This is a genomic window from Bacillus sp. hwrm1 (assembly GCF_040207805.1).
GTDB lineage: Bacteria > Bacillota > Bacilli > Bacillales > Bacillaceae > Bacillus > Bacillus velezensis.
Window position 1 is genome coordinate 1,637,250 of record NZ_CP157943.1, and the last position, 15,531, is coordinate 1,652,780.

18 protein-coding genes are annotated in these 15,531 nt (G+C 47.3%); 15 read left to right on the plus strand and 3 right to left on the minus strand.

Annotation, left to right across the window (positions count from 1 at the left end):
- Position 1 precedes the first annotated feature (1 nt).
- Entirely contained in the window at positions 2 to 922 is a 921-nt protein-coding gene (locus ABK447_RS08295; RefSeq protein ID WP_012117903.1) for an aldo/keto reductase, read from the minus strand.
- A 62-nt stretch (positions 923 to 984) separates the two neighbouring features.
- A complete protein-coding gene (mciZ, locus tag ABK447_RS08300; protein WP_003153315.1) occupies positions 985 to 1,107 on the minus strand; it encodes a Z-ring formation inhibitor MciZ in 123 nt (40 codons plus the stop codon).
- Between the two features lie 78 nt (positions 1,108 to 1,185).
- Between mciZ and ABK447_RS08305 the strand changes: the two genes are divergently transcribed.
- Positions 1,186 to 1,740, plus strand: a complete 555-nt coding sequence (locus tag ABK447_RS08305) for an NUDIX hydrolase (protein WP_003153317.1) — start codon at positions 1,186 to 1,188, stop codon at positions 1,738 to 1,740.
- The gene (locus tag ABK447_RS08310) at positions 1,740 to 2,903 is read left to right on the plus strand and encodes a TIGR00375 family protein (RefSeq protein ID WP_033574748.1); all 1,164 of its coding nucleotides are present in this window, start codon (positions 1,740 to 1,742) and stop codon (positions 2,901 to 2,903) included. Before ABK447_RS08305 ends, ABK447_RS08310 begins: the two co-directional genes overlap by 1 nt.
- 10 nt (positions 2,904 to 2,913) lie before the next feature.
- Here the strand turns inward: ABK447_RS08310 and ABK447_RS08315 are convergent, their stop codons facing one another.
- Positions 2,914 to 3,267, minus strand: coding sequence for a helix-turn-helix domain-containing protein (locus tag ABK447_RS08315; RefSeq protein ID WP_007409399.1), 354 nt, complete (start codon positions 3,265 to 3,267; stop codon positions 2,914 to 2,916).
- A 176-nt stretch (positions 3,268 to 3,443) separates the two neighbouring features.
- Here ABK447_RS08315 and ABK447_RS08320 point away from each other — a divergent pair, with 176 nt between their 5' ends.
- The 13 genes from ABK447_RS08320 (at position 3,444) to ABK447_RS08380 (ending at position 15,471) form a co-directional block, all read left to right on the plus strand.
- Positions 3,444 to 4,433 (plus strand): type I asparaginase, encoded by a 990-nt coding sequence (locus ABK447_RS08320; RefSeq protein ID WP_033574747.1) that lies wholly within the window; start codon positions 3,444 to 3,446, stop codon positions 4,431 to 4,433.
- Positions 4,434 to 4,470: 37 nt separating this feature from the next.
- On the plus strand, positions 4,471 to 5,898 hold the full coding sequence (aspA, locus tag ABK447_RS08325; protein WP_003153322.1) for an aspartate ammonia-lyase: 1,428 nt from the start codon (positions 4,471 to 4,473) through the stop codon (positions 5,896 to 5,898).
- Between the two features lie 141 nt (positions 5,899 to 6,039).
- Positions 6,040 to 7,446, plus strand: a complete 1,407-nt coding sequence (nhaC, locus tag ABK447_RS08330) for a Na+/H+ antiporter NhaC (RefSeq protein ID WP_033574746.1) — start codon at positions 6,040 to 6,042, stop codon at positions 7,444 to 7,446.
- Positions 7,447 to 7,458: 12 nt separating this feature from the next.
- Positions 7,459 to 8,772, plus strand: coding sequence for an NAD-dependent malic enzyme (locus ABK447_RS08335; protein WP_007409402.1), 1,314 nt, complete (start codon positions 7,459 to 7,461; stop codon positions 8,770 to 8,772).
- Positions 8,773 to 8,884: 112 nt separating this feature from the next.
- On the plus strand, positions 8,885 to 9,175 hold the full coding sequence (locus tag ABK447_RS08340) for a hypothetical protein (protein ID WP_003153325.1): 291 nt from the start codon (positions 8,885 to 8,887) through the stop codon (positions 9,173 to 9,175).
- Between the two features lie 56 nt (positions 9,176 to 9,231).
- Positions 9,232 to 9,459, plus strand: coding sequence for a hypothetical protein (locus ABK447_RS08345; RefSeq protein ID WP_012117898.1), 228 nt, complete (start codon positions 9,232 to 9,234; stop codon positions 9,457 to 9,459).
- Between the two features lie 76 nt (positions 9,460 to 9,535).
- Complete coding sequence (gene spoIIM / locus ABK447_RS08350; protein ID WP_007409404.1) at positions 9,536 to 10,180, plus strand: stage II sporulation protein M; 645 nt, start codon at positions 9,536 to 9,538, stop codon at positions 10,178 to 10,180.
- Positions 10,181 to 10,292: 112 nt separating this feature from the next.
- The gene (gene fur / locus ABK447_RS08355; protein WP_003153330.1) at positions 10,293 to 10,742 is read left to right on the plus strand and encodes a ferric iron uptake transcriptional regulator; all 450 of its coding nucleotides are present in this window, start codon (positions 10,293 to 10,295) and stop codon (positions 10,740 to 10,742) included.
- Positions 10,743 to 10,857: 115 nt separating this feature from the next.
- On the plus strand, positions 10,858 to 11,085 hold the full coding sequence (locus ABK447_RS08360; RefSeq protein ID WP_015240136.1) for a YqzK family protein: 228 nt from the start codon (positions 10,858 to 10,860) through the stop codon (positions 11,083 to 11,085).
- Positions 11,086 to 11,092: 7 nt separating this feature from the next.
- Entirely contained in the window at positions 11,093 to 11,983 is an 891-nt protein-coding gene (gene xerD, locus ABK447_RS08365) for a site-specific tyrosine recombinase XerD (RefSeq protein ID WP_007612347.1), read from the plus strand.
- A 167-nt stretch (positions 11,984 to 12,150) separates the two neighbouring features.
- The gene (deoB, locus tag ABK447_RS08370; protein ID WP_025284951.1) at positions 12,151 to 13,335 is read left to right on the plus strand and encodes a phosphopentomutase; all 1,185 of its coding nucleotides are present in this window, start codon (positions 12,151 to 12,153) and stop codon (positions 13,333 to 13,335) included.
- 11 nt (positions 13,336 to 13,346) lie between these two features.
- Complete coding sequence (locus ABK447_RS08375; RefSeq protein ID WP_094031819.1) at positions 13,347 to 14,165, plus strand: purine-nucleoside phosphorylase; 819 nt, start codon at positions 13,347 to 13,349, stop codon at positions 14,163 to 14,165.
- Positions 14,166 to 14,301: 136 nt separating this feature from the next.
- Positions 14,302 to 15,471 (plus strand): D-alanyl-D-alanine carboxypeptidase family protein, encoded by a 1,170-nt coding sequence (locus ABK447_RS08380; protein WP_094031818.1) that lies wholly within the window; start codon positions 14,302 to 14,304, stop codon positions 15,469 to 15,471.
- The last annotated feature ends 60 nt before the right edge of the window (positions 15,472 to 15,531 follow it).

Here is a 15,531-nt window from a genome sequence, read left to right on the forward strand (position 1 = left end):
TTTAAGAACGATGGGCTTCGTATACGTCCCGTTTTGTATGGTATTGCAGGGCTTTGATTTCCTGGCTGCTTAAACGCCGGGCCTCTGCAGCCGAACAGTTTTCTCTCAGCTGCTCAAGTGAGCTGGCTCCGGTGATGACAGAAGCGACGGCCGGCTGTGACAGTAAGTATTGAAGAGAAAGCTCCGTCATGCTCAAGTCAGGTGCGGCAGCGCTGATCGCTTTTTTGGTTTCTTCCAGTTCTGCAAAAGAATATGTTAAATAGCCGTTCTCTTTTACGCTTGCGGCCGCTTGATCAAGCGGTTTTTCCGTAAGAAGCCCTTTAGCGACAGGCCCTCTTGCGACTACGCTGATTCCGTTCTCCTCTAAAAGGGGAAGCCACTCCTCGGGACGCCGGTCCAGCAGGCTGTATTGCATCATAACGCTGGTGATATTTGATTTTTTCACATATTCTTTAATAACATTCGGACGAATCGAGGAAATGCCGTAATACCGGATGACACCTTCCTGTTTTAAGTCCTCAAATGCTTCGATCGTTTCGTCAATATGGTCTTCCATCGTGCCGCCATGCAGCTGATAAAGGTCGATATAGTCCGTTTTCAGCCGGCGCAGGCTGTTTTTGACCGCTTCTTTTATGTATCCTTTGGAAGCGTCCCAATGCCAGCCGTCTTTATCATCATTCCAGCGGTTTCCGGCTTTCGTGGCTAAAATGATGTCGTGCCTGCGGTTTTTGACGGCCTCCCCGACAATTTCCTCATTTCTGCCGAAATCATAAAGATCAGCGGTATCTAAATAATTGATTCCAAGCTCGATCGCTTCATCCAAAATAGACAGCGCTTTAGCTTTATCCGTGCCCAGCGACATACAGCCGAGCCCGATTTCGCTTATTTCTAAATCAGAATGTCCCAGTGTGCGTTTTCTCATCGTTTCGCTCCTTTTTATAGTCTTTTATTGACCGTAATATAAAGGCGCGAAGTTTTCAACTGTTAAGGTCCGGTGATCCAATCTCCGACATAGCGGAATGTCCGTCCGTATTCTTTCAGTTTAGCCCGCACTTCCCACGCCTTTCCGACCAATACGATACTCTTATCCTTCCGGTACACCTTCAATCGAAAAGCACCTCCCTCTCATGCATGTATGATAAAATATATGAGGCATAATAGAGAGACAGAACGGGAGATGACATGATGAAACATTTAGAAGAAAAAACACTTGCGAAAAAAAAGCTGTATGACGGGAAAGTCATAGATCTTTACTTAGAGGACGTAGAGCTCCCGAACGGAAAAACAAGCAAGCGGGAAATCGTCAAACATCCGGGAGCGGTGGCCGTACTTGCGGTAACCGAAGAAGGAAAAATCATTTTGGTGAACCAGTTCAGAAAGCCGCTGGAACGGACAATCGTTGAAATTCCGGCCGGGAAGCTTGAAAAGGGGGAAGAGCCGGAACATACGGCGTTAAGAGAGCTCGAGGAAGAAACGGGATATACGGCGGAAACCTTGACGAAAATCACCGCTTTTTATACATCACCCGGGTTTGCTGATGAAATCGTGCATCTCTTTCTTGCGGAAGGGCTTTCGCCGCTGGAAGAAAAACGAGAGCTGGATGAGGATGAATTTGTCGAAGTCATGCAGGTCACGCTTGAAGAGGCCGTGAAGCTGATTGAATCCCGCAGGGTGTATGACGCAAAAACGGCGTACGCGATTCAGTATCTCCAGCTGAAAGAAGCGCTGAAGGAAAAATGATGAAAACCATCTATGCGGATCTGCATATTCATGTCGGCCGCACCCATACGGGAAAACCGGTCAAAATCACCGGGGCCAAAACGTTGACGCTGCACCGGATTTTAGAAGAAGCCAGTGAGGGGAAGGGAATTGAACTATTGGGCATCATCGACTGCCATTCCCCGGAAGTCATAGAAGAAATCGAGCGCGGAATTGATGAAGGCAGATACCGTGAGCTGAAAGAAGGCGGCATCCGGTATCGGAATACGACGCTTCTGTTGGGCAGTGAGCTTGAAATCTATGATCACACATGCCGCGGGCCGATTCACGTTCTCGTCTTTATGCCGTCTCTTGCCGAAATGAAGATGTTTTCTGAGTGGCTCGCAAAAAGGCTTAAAAATATCCATCTCAGTTCTCAGCGCATTTATGAAACCGGTTTGAATCTTCAAAGGAAAACAAAGGAATTGGGCGGGCTGTTTATTCCCGCCCATATGTTCACCCCGCATAAAAGCCTGTACGGAAAAGGGGTCAGATCTTCTTTGACAGAGGTTTTCGACCCGTCGCTCATTGACGCGGCGGAACTCGGGTTAAGCTGTGACACCGACATGGCTTCGCGGGTAACAGAACTTGATCCGTATACATTTTTAACAAATTCTGATGCGCATTCCTTAGGAAAAATCGGCAGAGAATATAATGAAATGCTTCTTAAAGAAGCGAATTTCACGGAATTTTCGCTGGCTTTAAAAGGGAAGGACGGAAGAAAAATCACGGCGAATTACGGGCTGAACCCGAAGCTCGGGAAGTATTACCGGACGGCTTGCGACCGCTGCGGCAGCCCGGTTGAAAAAGGAGCTTCCGCATGTCCGGAGTGCGGGGGGAAAACAATGACAAAAGGGGTCAGTGAACGGCTGGAGGAACTGAGCGGCCCGAAAAAAAGCCGCGTGCCGCGGCCGCCGTATATTCATCAAATCCCGCTGCAGTTCATTCCCGGGGTCGGGCCGAAAACGTTAGAAAAACTGAAGCGGGCTTTCGGGACGGAGATGGCGATTCTTCATCAGGCGCAAGAAGAGGAATTGGCGCGTGTCGTCCAGCCTAAAATAGCGGCTGTCATTCATAAAGCGCGCACCGGGCAGCTTGTCCTTGAGGCCGGGGGCGGAGGGACGTACGGCAGAATCAAGCCGTAAAAGCCGGTTTTTAACGGAGCTCCTCCTGCACCTTCTTTTTCGTGCGGACAAACGCAATCAATTCGATGATTTCATCCTGATTCAGCGGCTGTCCGTCAACGGTCAGTGTGCCGCGGCCTTGTGCGGCGTTTGTTAATTCGATGGTCTGGGCAAACGGCTCCGCCTTTTTTTCAGTGCGCCCGAGTAAATCGTCGCACGTCGTGTCAAACAGATCGGCAAGCGTGCCCAGCGCCTCGAATGACGGACGCCGGTATCCTGATTCATACCCGGCGTACGTGCTTTTGGCGATGCCGAGACGGTCAGCCGTATATTGAAGAGACCAATTTTTCTTTTTTCTCAGTTCAGTTAAACGATCTAAATTCATATTCAAAACCGCTCCTTTTCACTTGAGCAAATTATATCATATCGATATGCAAAAGTGTACGCGAATTGAATAATAATCACTTGATTAATTTCATTCGTCTGTCTATAATTTGATTAAAAGTATGCGAAAAGCGAATGCTTAACACATCTTGAGAAATGGATGAAGAGGTGCAGGGTATGAAAAAATTATTGCTGTTAACAACCGGAGGAACAATCGCCTCAGTCGAAGGAGAAAACGGGCTTGCACCCGGGGTGAAAGCAGACGAATTGTTAACCTACGTATCAAAACTTGATAACGATTACACGATGGAAACCCATTCGTTAATGAACATCGACAGTACAAATATGCAGCCTGAATACTGGGCCGAAATCGCAAATGCTGTCAAAGAAAAATATGACGCATATGACGGGTTCGTCATTACGCACGGGACAGACACAATGGCTTATACATCAGCGGCACTGTCTTATATGCTTCAGCATGCTGATAAACCGATCGTCATTACGGGTTCGCAAATCCCGATTACATTTCAAAAAACCGATGCCAAAAAAAATATCACGGACGCGATCCGCTTCGCATGTGAAGGGGTGGGCGGCGTATACGTCGTATTTGACGGCAGAGTCATTCAAGGCACACGCGCCATTAAATTAAGAACGAAAAGCTATGATGCATTTGAGAGCATTAACTATCCGTATATCGCGTTTATTACCGAAAACGGAATTGAATACAACAAACAAGTGCACATGCCAAAAGACGATGCTTTGACGGTCAATACTTCACTTTGCACGGACGTGTGCCTGCTCAAGCTACACCCGGGGCTGAAACCGGAAATGTTTGACGCATTAAAGGGCATGTACAAAGGAATCGTCATTGAAAGCTACGGCAGCGGCGGCGTGCCGTTTGAAGGAAGAGACATTCTCGCCAAAGTCAATGAAATGATTGAAAGCGGCATTGTCGTCGTCATTACGACACAATGTCTTGAAGAAGGAGAGGACATGAGCGTCTATGAAGTCGGCCGAAGAGTCAATCAAGATCTCATTATCCGCTCCAGAAATATGAACACGGAAGCCATCGTGCCGAAATTAATGTGGGCGCTCGGCCAGTCTCACAACTTGGCTGAAGTCAAAAACATTATGGAGACACCGATCGCAGACGACGTTGTACTGTAAAAACATGACTACCACAAAGAGAAAGTAGGGTTTTAGCATGACAAACGCGCAAAAAGAATATCGTCAGGAAAAAGATTTCCTCGGAGAAAAACAAATTGAAGCTGATGTGTATTACGGAATACAAACGCTGCGCGCGAAAGAAAACTTTCCGATTACCGGCTACCGCATCCACGAAGAAATGATTAATGCGCTCGCCATCGTCAAAAAAGCGGCGGCGCTTGCCAACATGGATGTAAAACGGCTGTATGAAGGAATCGGAAATGCGATTGTACAGGCCGCAGATGAAATTCTTGAGGGAAAATGGCATGACCAATTTATCGTCGATCCGATCCAAGGGGGAGCCGGAACGTCCATGAACATGAATGCCAACGAAGTAATCGGCAACAGGGCTCTTGAAATCATGGGGCATAAAAAAGGTGAATACATTCACCTCAGCCCGAACACACACGTCAACATGTCACAATCGACGAACGACGTGTTCCCGACGGCAATCCATATTTCAACCTTGAAACTTTTGGATAAGCTCCTTGATACGATGGCGCATATGCTCAGTGTCTTTAAAGATAAAGCGAAACAATTTGATTCTGTCATTAAAATGGGGCGCACACACCTTCAGGACGCTGTGCCGATCCGTCTCGGACAGGAATTTGAAGCATACAGCCGCGTGCTTGAGCGTGACATAAAGCGAATTAAACAATCCCGCCAGCATCTGTATGAAGTAAACATGGGGGCAACGGCCGTAGGTACGGGACTTAACGCCGATCCGCGCTACATAGAACAGGTTGTGAAGCACCTGGCTGACATCAGCGGACTGCCGCTTGTCGGCGCCGGCCATTTGGTTGACGCCACACAAAACACTGATGCGTATACGGAAGTTTCAGCCGCGTTGAAAGTATGCATGATGAACATGTCTAAAATCGCCAACGATCTGCGCTTAATGGCTTCAGGTCCGCGCGCGGGACTTGCGGAAATTTCACTGCCCGCCCGTCAGCCGGGATCATCCATTATGCCTGGGAAAGTCAACCCTGTAATGGCAGAGCTGATCAACCAAATCGCCTTCCAGGTCATCGGGAATGACAATACGATCTGCCTCGCTTCAGAAGCGGGCCAGCTGGAGCTTAACGTAATGGAGCCGGTACTCGTATTTAACCTGCTTCAATCCATCAGCATCATGAATAACGGGTTCCGTTCATTTACCGATCATTGTCTGGCGGGAATTGAAGCCAACGAAAAACGTCTGAAGCAATACGTGGAAAAAAGCGTCGGCGTCATTACAGCGGTCAATCCGCACCTCGGGTATGAAGCGGCTGCGCGAATTGCCCGTGAAGCAATCATGACGGGGCAATCTGTAAGAGATCTTTGTCTTCAAAATGATGTACTGACAGAAGAAGAATTGGATATCATTTTGAATCCATATGAAATGACAAAACCGGGGATTGCCGGAAAAGATCTATTAGAAAAATAAATTTTAAAGCAACAACAGCCGCCTTTTCACGTTTTTTAGTGAATAGGCGGTTGCCATACAAAGGGATGAGGCAGTATAGTATAATTTGTTATATCATTTGATGAAAGCGTTTTAGCTTTTTTCTTCTAGGGGGATTTTCTTGTGAAAGAGGCCAGATTGCCAAATTTATTGGAAATTATTATCTTATTATTCGGGTTTTTAGCACTTGTCTTATCGTTCACAGTGTTTTTAGACCTGCCGATCCAGCTAGCTCTATTAATATCCTGGTTTTTCGCTATTATTCTCGGAGTCAGGCTGGGATATTCATATAAAGACTTGCAGGCTTCGATTGTCACCGGCATATCAAACGGTCTTGAAGCGGTATTGATTCTCGTTTCGGTCGGTGCGCTCATCGGGACATGGATTGCCGGCGGCGTTGTACCGACGTTAATTTATTATGGTTTAGAGTTTATTAATCCTCATATTTTCCTTCTGGCCACACTGGTTATTTGTTCCGTTATGTCCGTTGCGACCGGAACGTCGTGGGGAACCGTGGGGACCGCGGGGATCGCCATGATTGCCATCGGAGAAGGAATGGGTATACCGCTTCCGATCGTGGCGGGAGCCGTTTTGTCCGGCGCTTACTTCGGAGACAAGCTTTCACCGCTGTCTGACAGTACGGTGCTTGCCTCCACGCTTTCTAAGGTGGATGTGCTGTCACACGTCAGAGCGATGATGTTTCTGTCAATTCCGTCCTATATTATTACGGCCATTCTGTTTACCGTAACGGGATTTATATACGGCGGAAAAAATATTGATCTTGGCAAAGTGGAATTTTTAAAATCTTCATTGCAGAAAACGTTTGACATTCATATATGGATGCTCATTCCGGCTGTTGTCGTCGTTGTCCTTCTGATTTTGAAAAAGCCGTCTATGCCCGTTATTATCATCGGTGCTTTGCTTGGCGCAATCTGGGCTTCCGTCTTTCAGGGAATGAATTTTGCCAGTGCCATCGCGACTGCTTATAATGGTTTTTCCATTAAAACGGATGTCGAATTTTTAAACGGCCTGTTAAACCGCGGAGGCATTACCGGTATGCTGGATACGTTAGTCGTTATCCTGTTCGGTCTCGGTTTTGGAGGAATTCTTGAGAAGCTCGGCGTATTAAAAGTGATTGTCTCAACTTTTGAGAAAAAGCTGACCACACCGGGAAATGTGACGCTTTCGACATTGATCGTCGCCCTTTTAGGAAACATTTTCGGCTGTGCGATGTACGTGTCATTGATCCTGACGCCGAAAATCATGGAGAACAGTTATGATAAACTGAAACTTGACAGAAGAGTTTTATCCCGGAACGCAGAGGTGGGCGGCACGCTTACTTCAGGGATGGTGCCGTGGTCTGATAACGGCATCTATATGGCCGGCATTCTCGGCGTATCCACATTTTCTTATCTGCCGTTCATGTGGCTCAGTTTTGTATCTATCGGACTGGCAATATTGTACGGGTACACGGGGAAATTCATTTGGTACACGAAAGAAAAATCCTTGCAATCTCAAAAATTGGGTTAGGAGGTTCATTTCATGATTACAAAGCATATGATTCGGACGTTAATGATTGAAACGCCGACTGTTCCCGGAAATCTCGGAAAAGTGGCAACCGCCATCGGAGTGATGGGCGGAGATATCGGGGAAGTTGAAACCGTTAAAGTCGGCCCGAACTACACAATGCGCAACATCACGGTGCAGGCCGAAAATGAAGAGCAGCTGCAGGAAATCATTCAAGCCATTGAAGCTCTCGGTGAAGGCATCCGGCTTCATACAGTCTCAGATGAAGTGCTCTCTGCTCATGAAGGCGGCAAAATTCAGATGAAAAGCAAAATGCCGATCCGGACACTGGCTGAGCTTGGCCGTGTTTATACGCCGGGTGTCGCCGATGTGTGCAGACTGATTGAAAACGAGCCTGAAAAAGCGTCCATCTATACGACAATCAGCAATTCTGTCGCCATTGTCACCGACGGAACGGCGATTCTCGGTCTCGGCAATATCGGCTCTGTCGCCGGAATGCCCGTAATGGAAGGGAAAGCCGCGCTTTTTGACCAGCTGGCGGGTATCAGCGGAATTCCGATTTTGCTCGATACCTCTGATCCGGAAGAAATCATTCGCACGGTAAAACATATTTCTCCGGGGTTCAGCGGAATTCTGCTTGAAGATATCGGTTCGCCCCACTGCTTTGACATTGAAGACCGCCTGAAAGAAGAACTGGACATTCCGGTTATGCACGATGACCAGCACGGCACGGCGGTCGTCACGCTCGCCGCCGCCATTTCCGCTTGTAAAAGCGCCGGCCTTGATTTAAAAGAAGCGAAGGTCGGTCAGATCGGTCTCGGCGCGGCAGGCGTCGCCATCTGCCGCATGTTTATGGCATACGGAGTCAAAGCGGTCTGCGGAACGGACAAGTCAGAAGACGCAATGAACCGCCTCGCTCAGTACGGAGGTCAGCCGCTTGGAAGCATCAAAGAATTAATGGACACGTGTGACATTGTGATCAGCACCACAGGAGTTCCGGGTCTCATTAAAAAAGAGGATGTCAGAAAAGGACACGTCATTCTGGCTTTATCTAATCCGAAGCCGGAGATTGAACCGGAAGAGGCATTACAAGCCGGGGCCGCTTATGCAGCTGACGGCCGTTCGGTCAATAATGTTCTCGGCTTCCCGGGGATTTTCCGCGGCGCGCTGAACGCCAAAAGCAAGAAAATCGACCATGAAATGCTTGTGGCGGCCGCAGAAGCCATCGCCTCTTGCACGAAACACGGCGATCTCGTGCCTCAGCCTTTGGATGCGGACGTGCATCAAGCCGTATCAGCAGCCGTAGAACGGGCCGCGGCAGGGAAATAAACAACTCTTACAGTACCGGACATGTGCCGGTGCTGTTTTTTTATCATGAATAGGAAGCGGAATTCTTAGGCAGGCTAACAGATAGCAAAAGACGGAATAAAGAGGTGTCGATGTGGATTATTTTCCGCTGATCCATACAAATATTTGGGATGCTGTGATCGGCGTGCCGGTCGTCTTATGCGTCACACAGCTGATCAAAGTGTTCTGCCGGGTTCCGGGCATATTCGTTCCCACGATTGCCCTTGCTGCCGGAAATGTTGTGTCTATCGTTTTCGGTCATCATGAACACGTGTATGCGGGGATTTTTATGGGGTTTTTTTACGGATACGCCGCAATGGGGAGCTATTCATCTGCCAAAACGTCTCTGCGCGCTTACCGGTCGAAACATGAGCCGTATTCATGAACACATCTGGATTTTTTTGTTATGATAAAGAAAAGGGAAAAAGGAGCGGTTGGCACATGGCGAAGAGCAAAACGAAAAAAATGCGCGAGCATCTCAAAAGAAACGGGATGCGTGACGCAGTCCTGTCAAGGGGGACGGCGCCGTCTTTCAGCACCCATGAAAGAGTGACGAAAACCAAAAAAGACAGGCTTGAAAGAATAAAGCATAAAAAAAGGAACCCCTATGATCACCGGAGTGATGACGGGGGTTCTTTTTTTATGCCCGAATCTCGCGCCTTTCTATGATTTCTCTGTCATGTTTTCTCTTTTCTTTCATACAATCTACTAAATCAAGTCAATAGATTAGCGGGAGGAAAGCGGTATGAGAAAACAATCGTACAAAGAACTGTTTTTTCGCCATGTAAAGGATCATCTGTCACTTTATATATTTGTGTTCGTCTTGTTTTTAATGGGGGTCATTTTCGGGGCGATTATCGTCAACAGCATGACCATCACGCAGAAAGAAGATTTGTATTACTATTTAAGCAAGTTTTTCGGACAGCTGTCTGACGGAAAACATGCCGGCGCTTCAGAAATGTTTTGGCAGGCCGTCTTTCATGATGTGAAATATTTGGGGCTGATGTGGATTCTCGGTATTTCCGTGATCGGTCTTCCGGTTATTTTCATTATGGTGTTCTTAAAAGGAATCGTCGTCGGCTTCACGGTCGGTTTTTTAGTGAATCAAATGGGGATGAACGGGTTTTTCCTGTCATTTATTTCGGTTCTGCCGCAAAACATCGTTCTCATTCCGGCGTATCTTATCATGGGGACATGCTCCATCGCTTTTTCACTGAAACTGATCCGGCAGCTGTTTGTCAAACGCAGCCTTCATGACGCGCCGATCCAATGGTTCGGACGTTACGCCTTCGTGCTGATTCTCATCGTTTTCTTCTCGGTCATCGCCTCGCTGCTCGAGGCGTACGTGTCTCCGCTGTTTATGGAAAAGCTGTCATCACGCATATTTTAGAATGATTATCACAAAATAATACTTTTATTTATCAGTTTATAATAATTATAGTTGGAACTCTGCGCGTATTTTGTTATAATGAGTCATGGAATGCGGCGTAGGAGGGAAAGACATGGAAAACCGTATTGATCGAATTAAAAAGCAGCTGCACTCGTCAAGCTACAAGCTTACGCCACAGCGGGAAGCAACGGTAAGAGTGCTGCTTGAAAACGAAGAAGACCATTTAAGCGCAGAAGATGTATACCTCCTCGTAAAAGAGAAATCTCCTGAAATTGGTCTCGCTACAGTATACCGTACATTAGAATTATTAACAGAATTAAAAGTCGTTGATAAAATTAACTTCGGGGACGGCGTATCCCGCTACGACCTTCGCAAAGAAGGCGCGGCTCACTTTCATCACCATTTGGTGTGTATGGAGTGCGGAGCCGTCGATGAAATTGAAGAAGATCTGCTTGAAGACGTTGAAGAAGTGATTGAACGTGATTGGAAATTTAAAATTAAAGATCATAGATTGACTTTTCACGGAATCTGCCACCGCTGCCGCGGGGATGAAACAGAGTAAAAGCCTACGAACCTTTTCTGCCAGGAAAGGGTTTTTTGCTGTTTTTATGTATAAAAGCCTTTGAAATTGGCATAAGGTGTACTAACAGCCGCCAAAAGAAAGGGTCGATCGAAAGATGGGCAGATTCCTAAAAACAGCCGCGGATACGATCAAAGTGTTTATTCTGTTCACAGGTTTTACCGCGCTGTTCTATTATGCTATGATATGGGTGAATTCAGAGTATGAAAACTATCATCGGTACGATAAACCGGAAGGCTCCGCCGTCAAAGTGGCCAAAACGGAACAAGAGGATAAAGACGGCTGGTTCGGCCGATTGATCTTTTTTTACCAAAACGGGGAGTAGATCAAGAGTGAAGGATCAAATTAAGGATTTCATCCATTATGTGAGGGTTGAAAGAGGGCTGTCCCAAAATACGATGATGTCCTATGAGCGTGATCTGAAAAGTTATTCTCTCTTCTTAACTGAAAGCCTTCAGATCACTTCATGGAATGATGTGACCCGTCTTCATATTATTCAATATTTAAAGCATATAAAGGACTCCGGGAAATCCGGCAAGACGTCTGCGAGGCATTTGGCGTCGATCCGGTCTTTTCATCAATTTCTGTTAAGGGAAAAAGCCGCGGATAAAGATCCTTCGGTACATATTGAAACACAAAAAACAGAGCGGACGCTTCCGAAAGTATTGGCGCTTCACGAAGTTGAGCGGTTATTGGACACGCCTAAGCTTGACAGCCCGTTCGGTCTCAGGGATAAAGCCATGCTTGAACTGCTGTACGCAACCGGCATCAGGGTCAGCGAGATGATCGAGCTGAAATTATCCGACGTCCATTTGACGATGGGATTTGTCCGCTGCTTCGGAAAAGGGCGGAAAGAGCGGATTGTGCCGATTGGTGAAGCCGCTTCTCATGCGATAGAAGCATACATTGAAAAAGCCAGAGGGAAATTATTAAAGAAAAACGTAACCGAAGCGCTTTTTCTGAATCATCACGGCAGGCAGATCAGCCGTCAGGGATTCTGGAAAAACCTAAAAAAAATCGCACTTGAAGCGGGGATTAAAAAAGAGCTGACACCGCACACGCTCCGGCACTCCTTTGCAACGCACCTGCTCGAAAACGGGGCGGATCTGCGCGCCGTGCAGGAGATGCTCGGACATGCCGATATTTCCACCACGCAAATTTATACGCATGTGACGAAAACAAGGCTGAAGGACGTGTACAAACAGTATCATCCGCGCGCTTAGGAGCCGCTGCCAGAGGGGCCGCGGCTTTTTTGCCGGATTGGCGGAATACAGAGAAGGTTCTAATTATTTGAATCGGCATTGTCAACAAGAATGTAAACGGTTTATACTTGAGTTGTCTGACCTCTGTAAGCTACAATGGACAGATGGAAGAAAAGGAGGCTTTTATGATGTCTGAATACAAATATAACCGGGTATTTTTGATCGTAATGGATTCTGTCGGAATCGGTGAAGCGCCGGACGCCGCCGATTTTAATGATATAGGCGCAAATACGCTCGGACACATCGCAGAGCACATGAACGGCTTACATATGCCCCATTTGGCGCAGCTCGGTCTCGGACTGATCGGAGACATTAAGGGCGTGGAAAAAACGGAGCACCCTCTTGCGTACTACGGAAAAATGCAGGAGGCGTCAAACGGGAAAGATACGATGACGGGGCACTGGGAGATTATGGGCCTCTACATTGAAAAACCGTTTAAAGTGTTCCCGGAAGGATTTCCGGATGAACTTCTTCAGGAACTTGAGCGGCGTTCAGGACGGAAAATCATCGGAAATAAGCCGGCTTCAGGCACGGCGATTCTGGACGAGCTCGGAAAAGAACATATGGAAACGGGTGCGCTGATCGTTTATACATCAGCAGATTCCGTACTGCAGATTGCGGCTCACGAAGATGTCGTTCCGCTTGACGAACTGTACAGCATCTGTGAAACGGCCAGAGAACTGACGCTTGATCCGAAATACATGGTCGGCCGGATTATCGCAAGACCGTTCGTCGGAGAACCGGGCAGCTTCAAACGCACGCCGAACCGTCATGATTATGCGCTCAAACCGTTCGGCCGCACGGTAATGAACGGAATGAAAGACAGCGGATTAGACGTCATTTCCATCGGCAAAATTTCTGATATTTATGACGGAGAAGGCATTACATCTTCCCGCCGCACGGTATCTAATATGGATGGCATGGACAAAGTGATTGAAACGCTCGGTGAAGAGTTCACGGGCCTGAGCTTTGCCAACCTCGTTGATTTTGACGCGCTGTATGGACACCGCCGCGATCCAGAAGGGTACGGAAAAGCGCTCGAGGAATTCGACGCGAGGCTTCCGGAAGTGTTTGAGAAAATGAAAGAAGACGATCTGCTTATCATCACTGCGGATCACGGCAATGATCCTGTCCATCACGGCACGGATCACACGCGGGAGTATGTGCCGCTTCTTGTGTACAGCAAAAAGCACAAACACACTGAACAGCTGCCGCTTGCGGATACATTTGCCGATATCGGCGCAACCATTGCGGATAATTTCAAAACGGAAAAGCCGAAATACGGAAAAAGCTTTTTATCAAGATTACAGTAGGGGGACTTTTTTTGAAACAAAAGATCGAACGTGCTGCTGCATTTATTAAAGAACACGTGAAAGAAACACCAAAGATCGGTCTGATTTTAGGGTCAGGGCTCGGCGTATTGGCCGATGAAATTGAAGGAGCTGTCAAGCTTACATATGAAACGATCCCTGATTTTCCGGTCTCAACGGTAGAAGGCCATGCCGGCCAGCTTGTGATGGGAACGCTTGAAGGTGTGCAGGTCATCGCGATGCAGGGCCGCTTTCATTACTATGAAGGCTACTCAATGGATCAGGTCACATTTCCCGTCCGCGTGATGAAGGCGCTCGGCGTTGAATCTCTCGTCGTGACGAATGCAGCCGGCGGTATCAACACTGAATTCCGCGCCGGCGATCTGATGATTATTACAGACCACATCAACTTTACGGGCACCAACCCGTTAATCGGGCCGAACGAAGCTGAATTCGGACCGAGATTCCCGGACATGTCAGAAGCCTATGACAAAGAGCTGTCAGGCTTGGCTGAAAAAACGGCCGATGAGCTAGGCATTCCTGTTCAAAAAGGAGTGTATACAGCTGTTACGGGGCCGTCTTACGAAACGCCTGCTGAGGTTCGGTTTTTAAGAACGATGGGTTCTGACGCTGTCGGCATGTCGACCGTGCCGGAAGTCATCGTCGCCAACCACGCGGGGATGCGCGTGCTCGGCATCTCATGCATTTCCAACGCGGCGGCAGGTATTCTTGACCAGTCGTTATCCCATGAAGAAGTAATGGAAATGACGGAAAAAGTAAAAGGCGGCTTTTTGAAGCTTGTAAAAGCCGTAGTCGCACGATCTCAAAAATAAGTCAGCATAAGTCAGCTGTTTCTTCGGAAGCAGCTGTTTTTTTGTGCCCTCAACACGAAACATTTTCCAGATGAGGCGTATAAAACCACCGGATTTGGAAAAAATAAAAAGGATTATGAAATGGAGGGCTTTGGAGATGAAACGTCTTATATCCACTTTGTTGATTGGCATTTTATTAACGGCATCAGCACCGTCCGCTTTTGCAAAGCCGGACGGAAAACATACATCGGAGCTCGCTCATGAAGCCAAAAGCGCCGTGCTGATTGAACGCGATACGGGAAGCATTCTTTATAACAAGAACAGCCGGGAGCGTCTGGCGCCGGCAAGCATGACAAAAATCATGACCATGCTTTTAATCATGGAAGCGCTTGACAAAGGGAAAATAAAGATGGGCGATAAAGTCAGGACGAGTGAACATGCCGCGTCCATGGGCGGATCACAGATTTTCCTTGAACCCGGAGAAGAAATGACGGTAAAAGAAATGCTCAAAGGAATTGCGATAGCTTCCGGAAATGACGCATCTGTCGCAATGGCGGAGTATATTGCCGGTTCAGAAGAGGATTTCGTCAGCCGGATGAACAAAAAAGCAAAAGAATTGGGATTGAAAGATACCTCCTTCAAAAACCCGACGGGACTGCCTGAAAAAGACCATTACAGCTCTGCTTATGACATGGCGAAAATGGCGAAGGAATTATTAAAGTATGATAAAATCACTCAATTTACGGGAACGTATGAGGATTATTTAAGAGAAAATACAGACAAAAAGTTCTGGCTCGTCAATACAAACCGGCTGATCAAATTTTATCCGGGTGTAGACGGCGTGAAGACGGGCTTTACAGGCGAAGCAAAGTATTGTTTAACCGCCACCGCTAAAAAAGGAAATATGAGGGTCATTGCTGTCGTTTTCGGAGCCAGCACTCCGAAAGAAAGAAATGCCCAAGTGACCAAAATGCTTGATTACGCCTTCAGCCAGTTCAAAACACACCCGCTGTACAAACGGGATCAAATCGTCGGAACGGTAAAAGTGATAAAAGGAAAAAAGAAACTGATCAAGCTGACCACGTCTGAGCCGATTTCTCTTCTGGCCAAAAAGGGAGAGAACATGGACAAAGTAAAAAAAGAAGTGAAAATCAACGGCAATGTAACGGCTCCGGTTAAAAAAGGAGAGGTGCTCGGCAGCCTCGTTCTGAAAAAAGACGGAAAGGTGCTCGTTGAAAGCCCGGTCACGGCAAAAGACGACATGGAAAAAGCGGGTTTTCTCACTTTTCTGAAGCGCACGATGGGAGATTGGACAAAATTTAAATAATCGTGGCGAACGGGCACTAGTTTTGTCATAGTGAAGGAATTGCTTTCCCGAAAATCGAAA

Coding starts and splice junctions, on each gene's coding strand:
- ABK447_RS08295 (WP_012117903.1), bottom strand. CDS start 922: ATGAGAAAACGCACACTGGGACATTCTGATTTAGAAATAAGCGAAATC.
- ABK447_RS08305 (WP_003153317.1), top strand. CDS start 1,186: ATGAAACATTTAGAAGAAAAAACACTTGCGAAAAAAAAGCTGTATGAC.
- ABK447_RS08310 (WP_033574748.1), top strand. CDS start 1,740: ATGAAAACCATCTATGCGGATCTGCATATTCATGTCGGCCGCACCCAT.
- ABK447_RS08315 (WP_007409399.1), bottom strand. CDS start 3,267: ATGAATTTAGATCGTTTAACTGAACTGAGAAAAAAGAAAAATTGGTCT.
- ABK447_RS08320 (WP_033574747.1), top strand. CDS start 3,444: ATGAAAAAATTATTGCTGTTAACAACCGGAGGAACAATCGCCTCAGTC.
- aspA (WP_003153322.1), top strand. CDS start 4,471: ATGACAAACGCGCAAAAAGAATATCGTCAGGAAAAAGATTTCCTCGGA.
- ABK447_RS08335 (WP_007409402.1), top strand. CDS start 7,459: ATGATTACAAAGCATATGATTCGGACGTTAATGATTGAAACGCCGACT.
- ABK447_RS08345 (WP_012117898.1), top strand. CDS start 9,232: ATGGCGAAGAGCAAAACGAAAAAAATGCGCGAGCATCTCAAAAGAAAC.
- spoIIM (WP_007409404.1), top strand. CDS start 9,536: ATGAGAAAACAATCGTACAAAGAACTGTTTTTTCGCCATGTAAAGGAT.
- fur (WP_003153330.1), top strand. CDS start 10,293: ATGGAAAACCGTATTGATCGAATTAAAAAGCAGCTGCACTCGTCAAGC.
- ABK447_RS08360 (WP_015240136.1), top strand. CDS start 10,858: ATGGGCAGATTCCTAAAAACAGCCGCGGATACGATCAAAGTGTTTATT.
- deoB (WP_025284951.1), top strand. CDS start 12,151: ATGTCTGAATACAAATATAACCGGGTATTTTTGATCGTAATGGATTCT.
- ABK447_RS08380 (WP_094031818.1), top strand. CDS start 14,302: ATGAAACGTCTTATATCCACTTTGTTGATTGGCATTTTATTAACGGCA.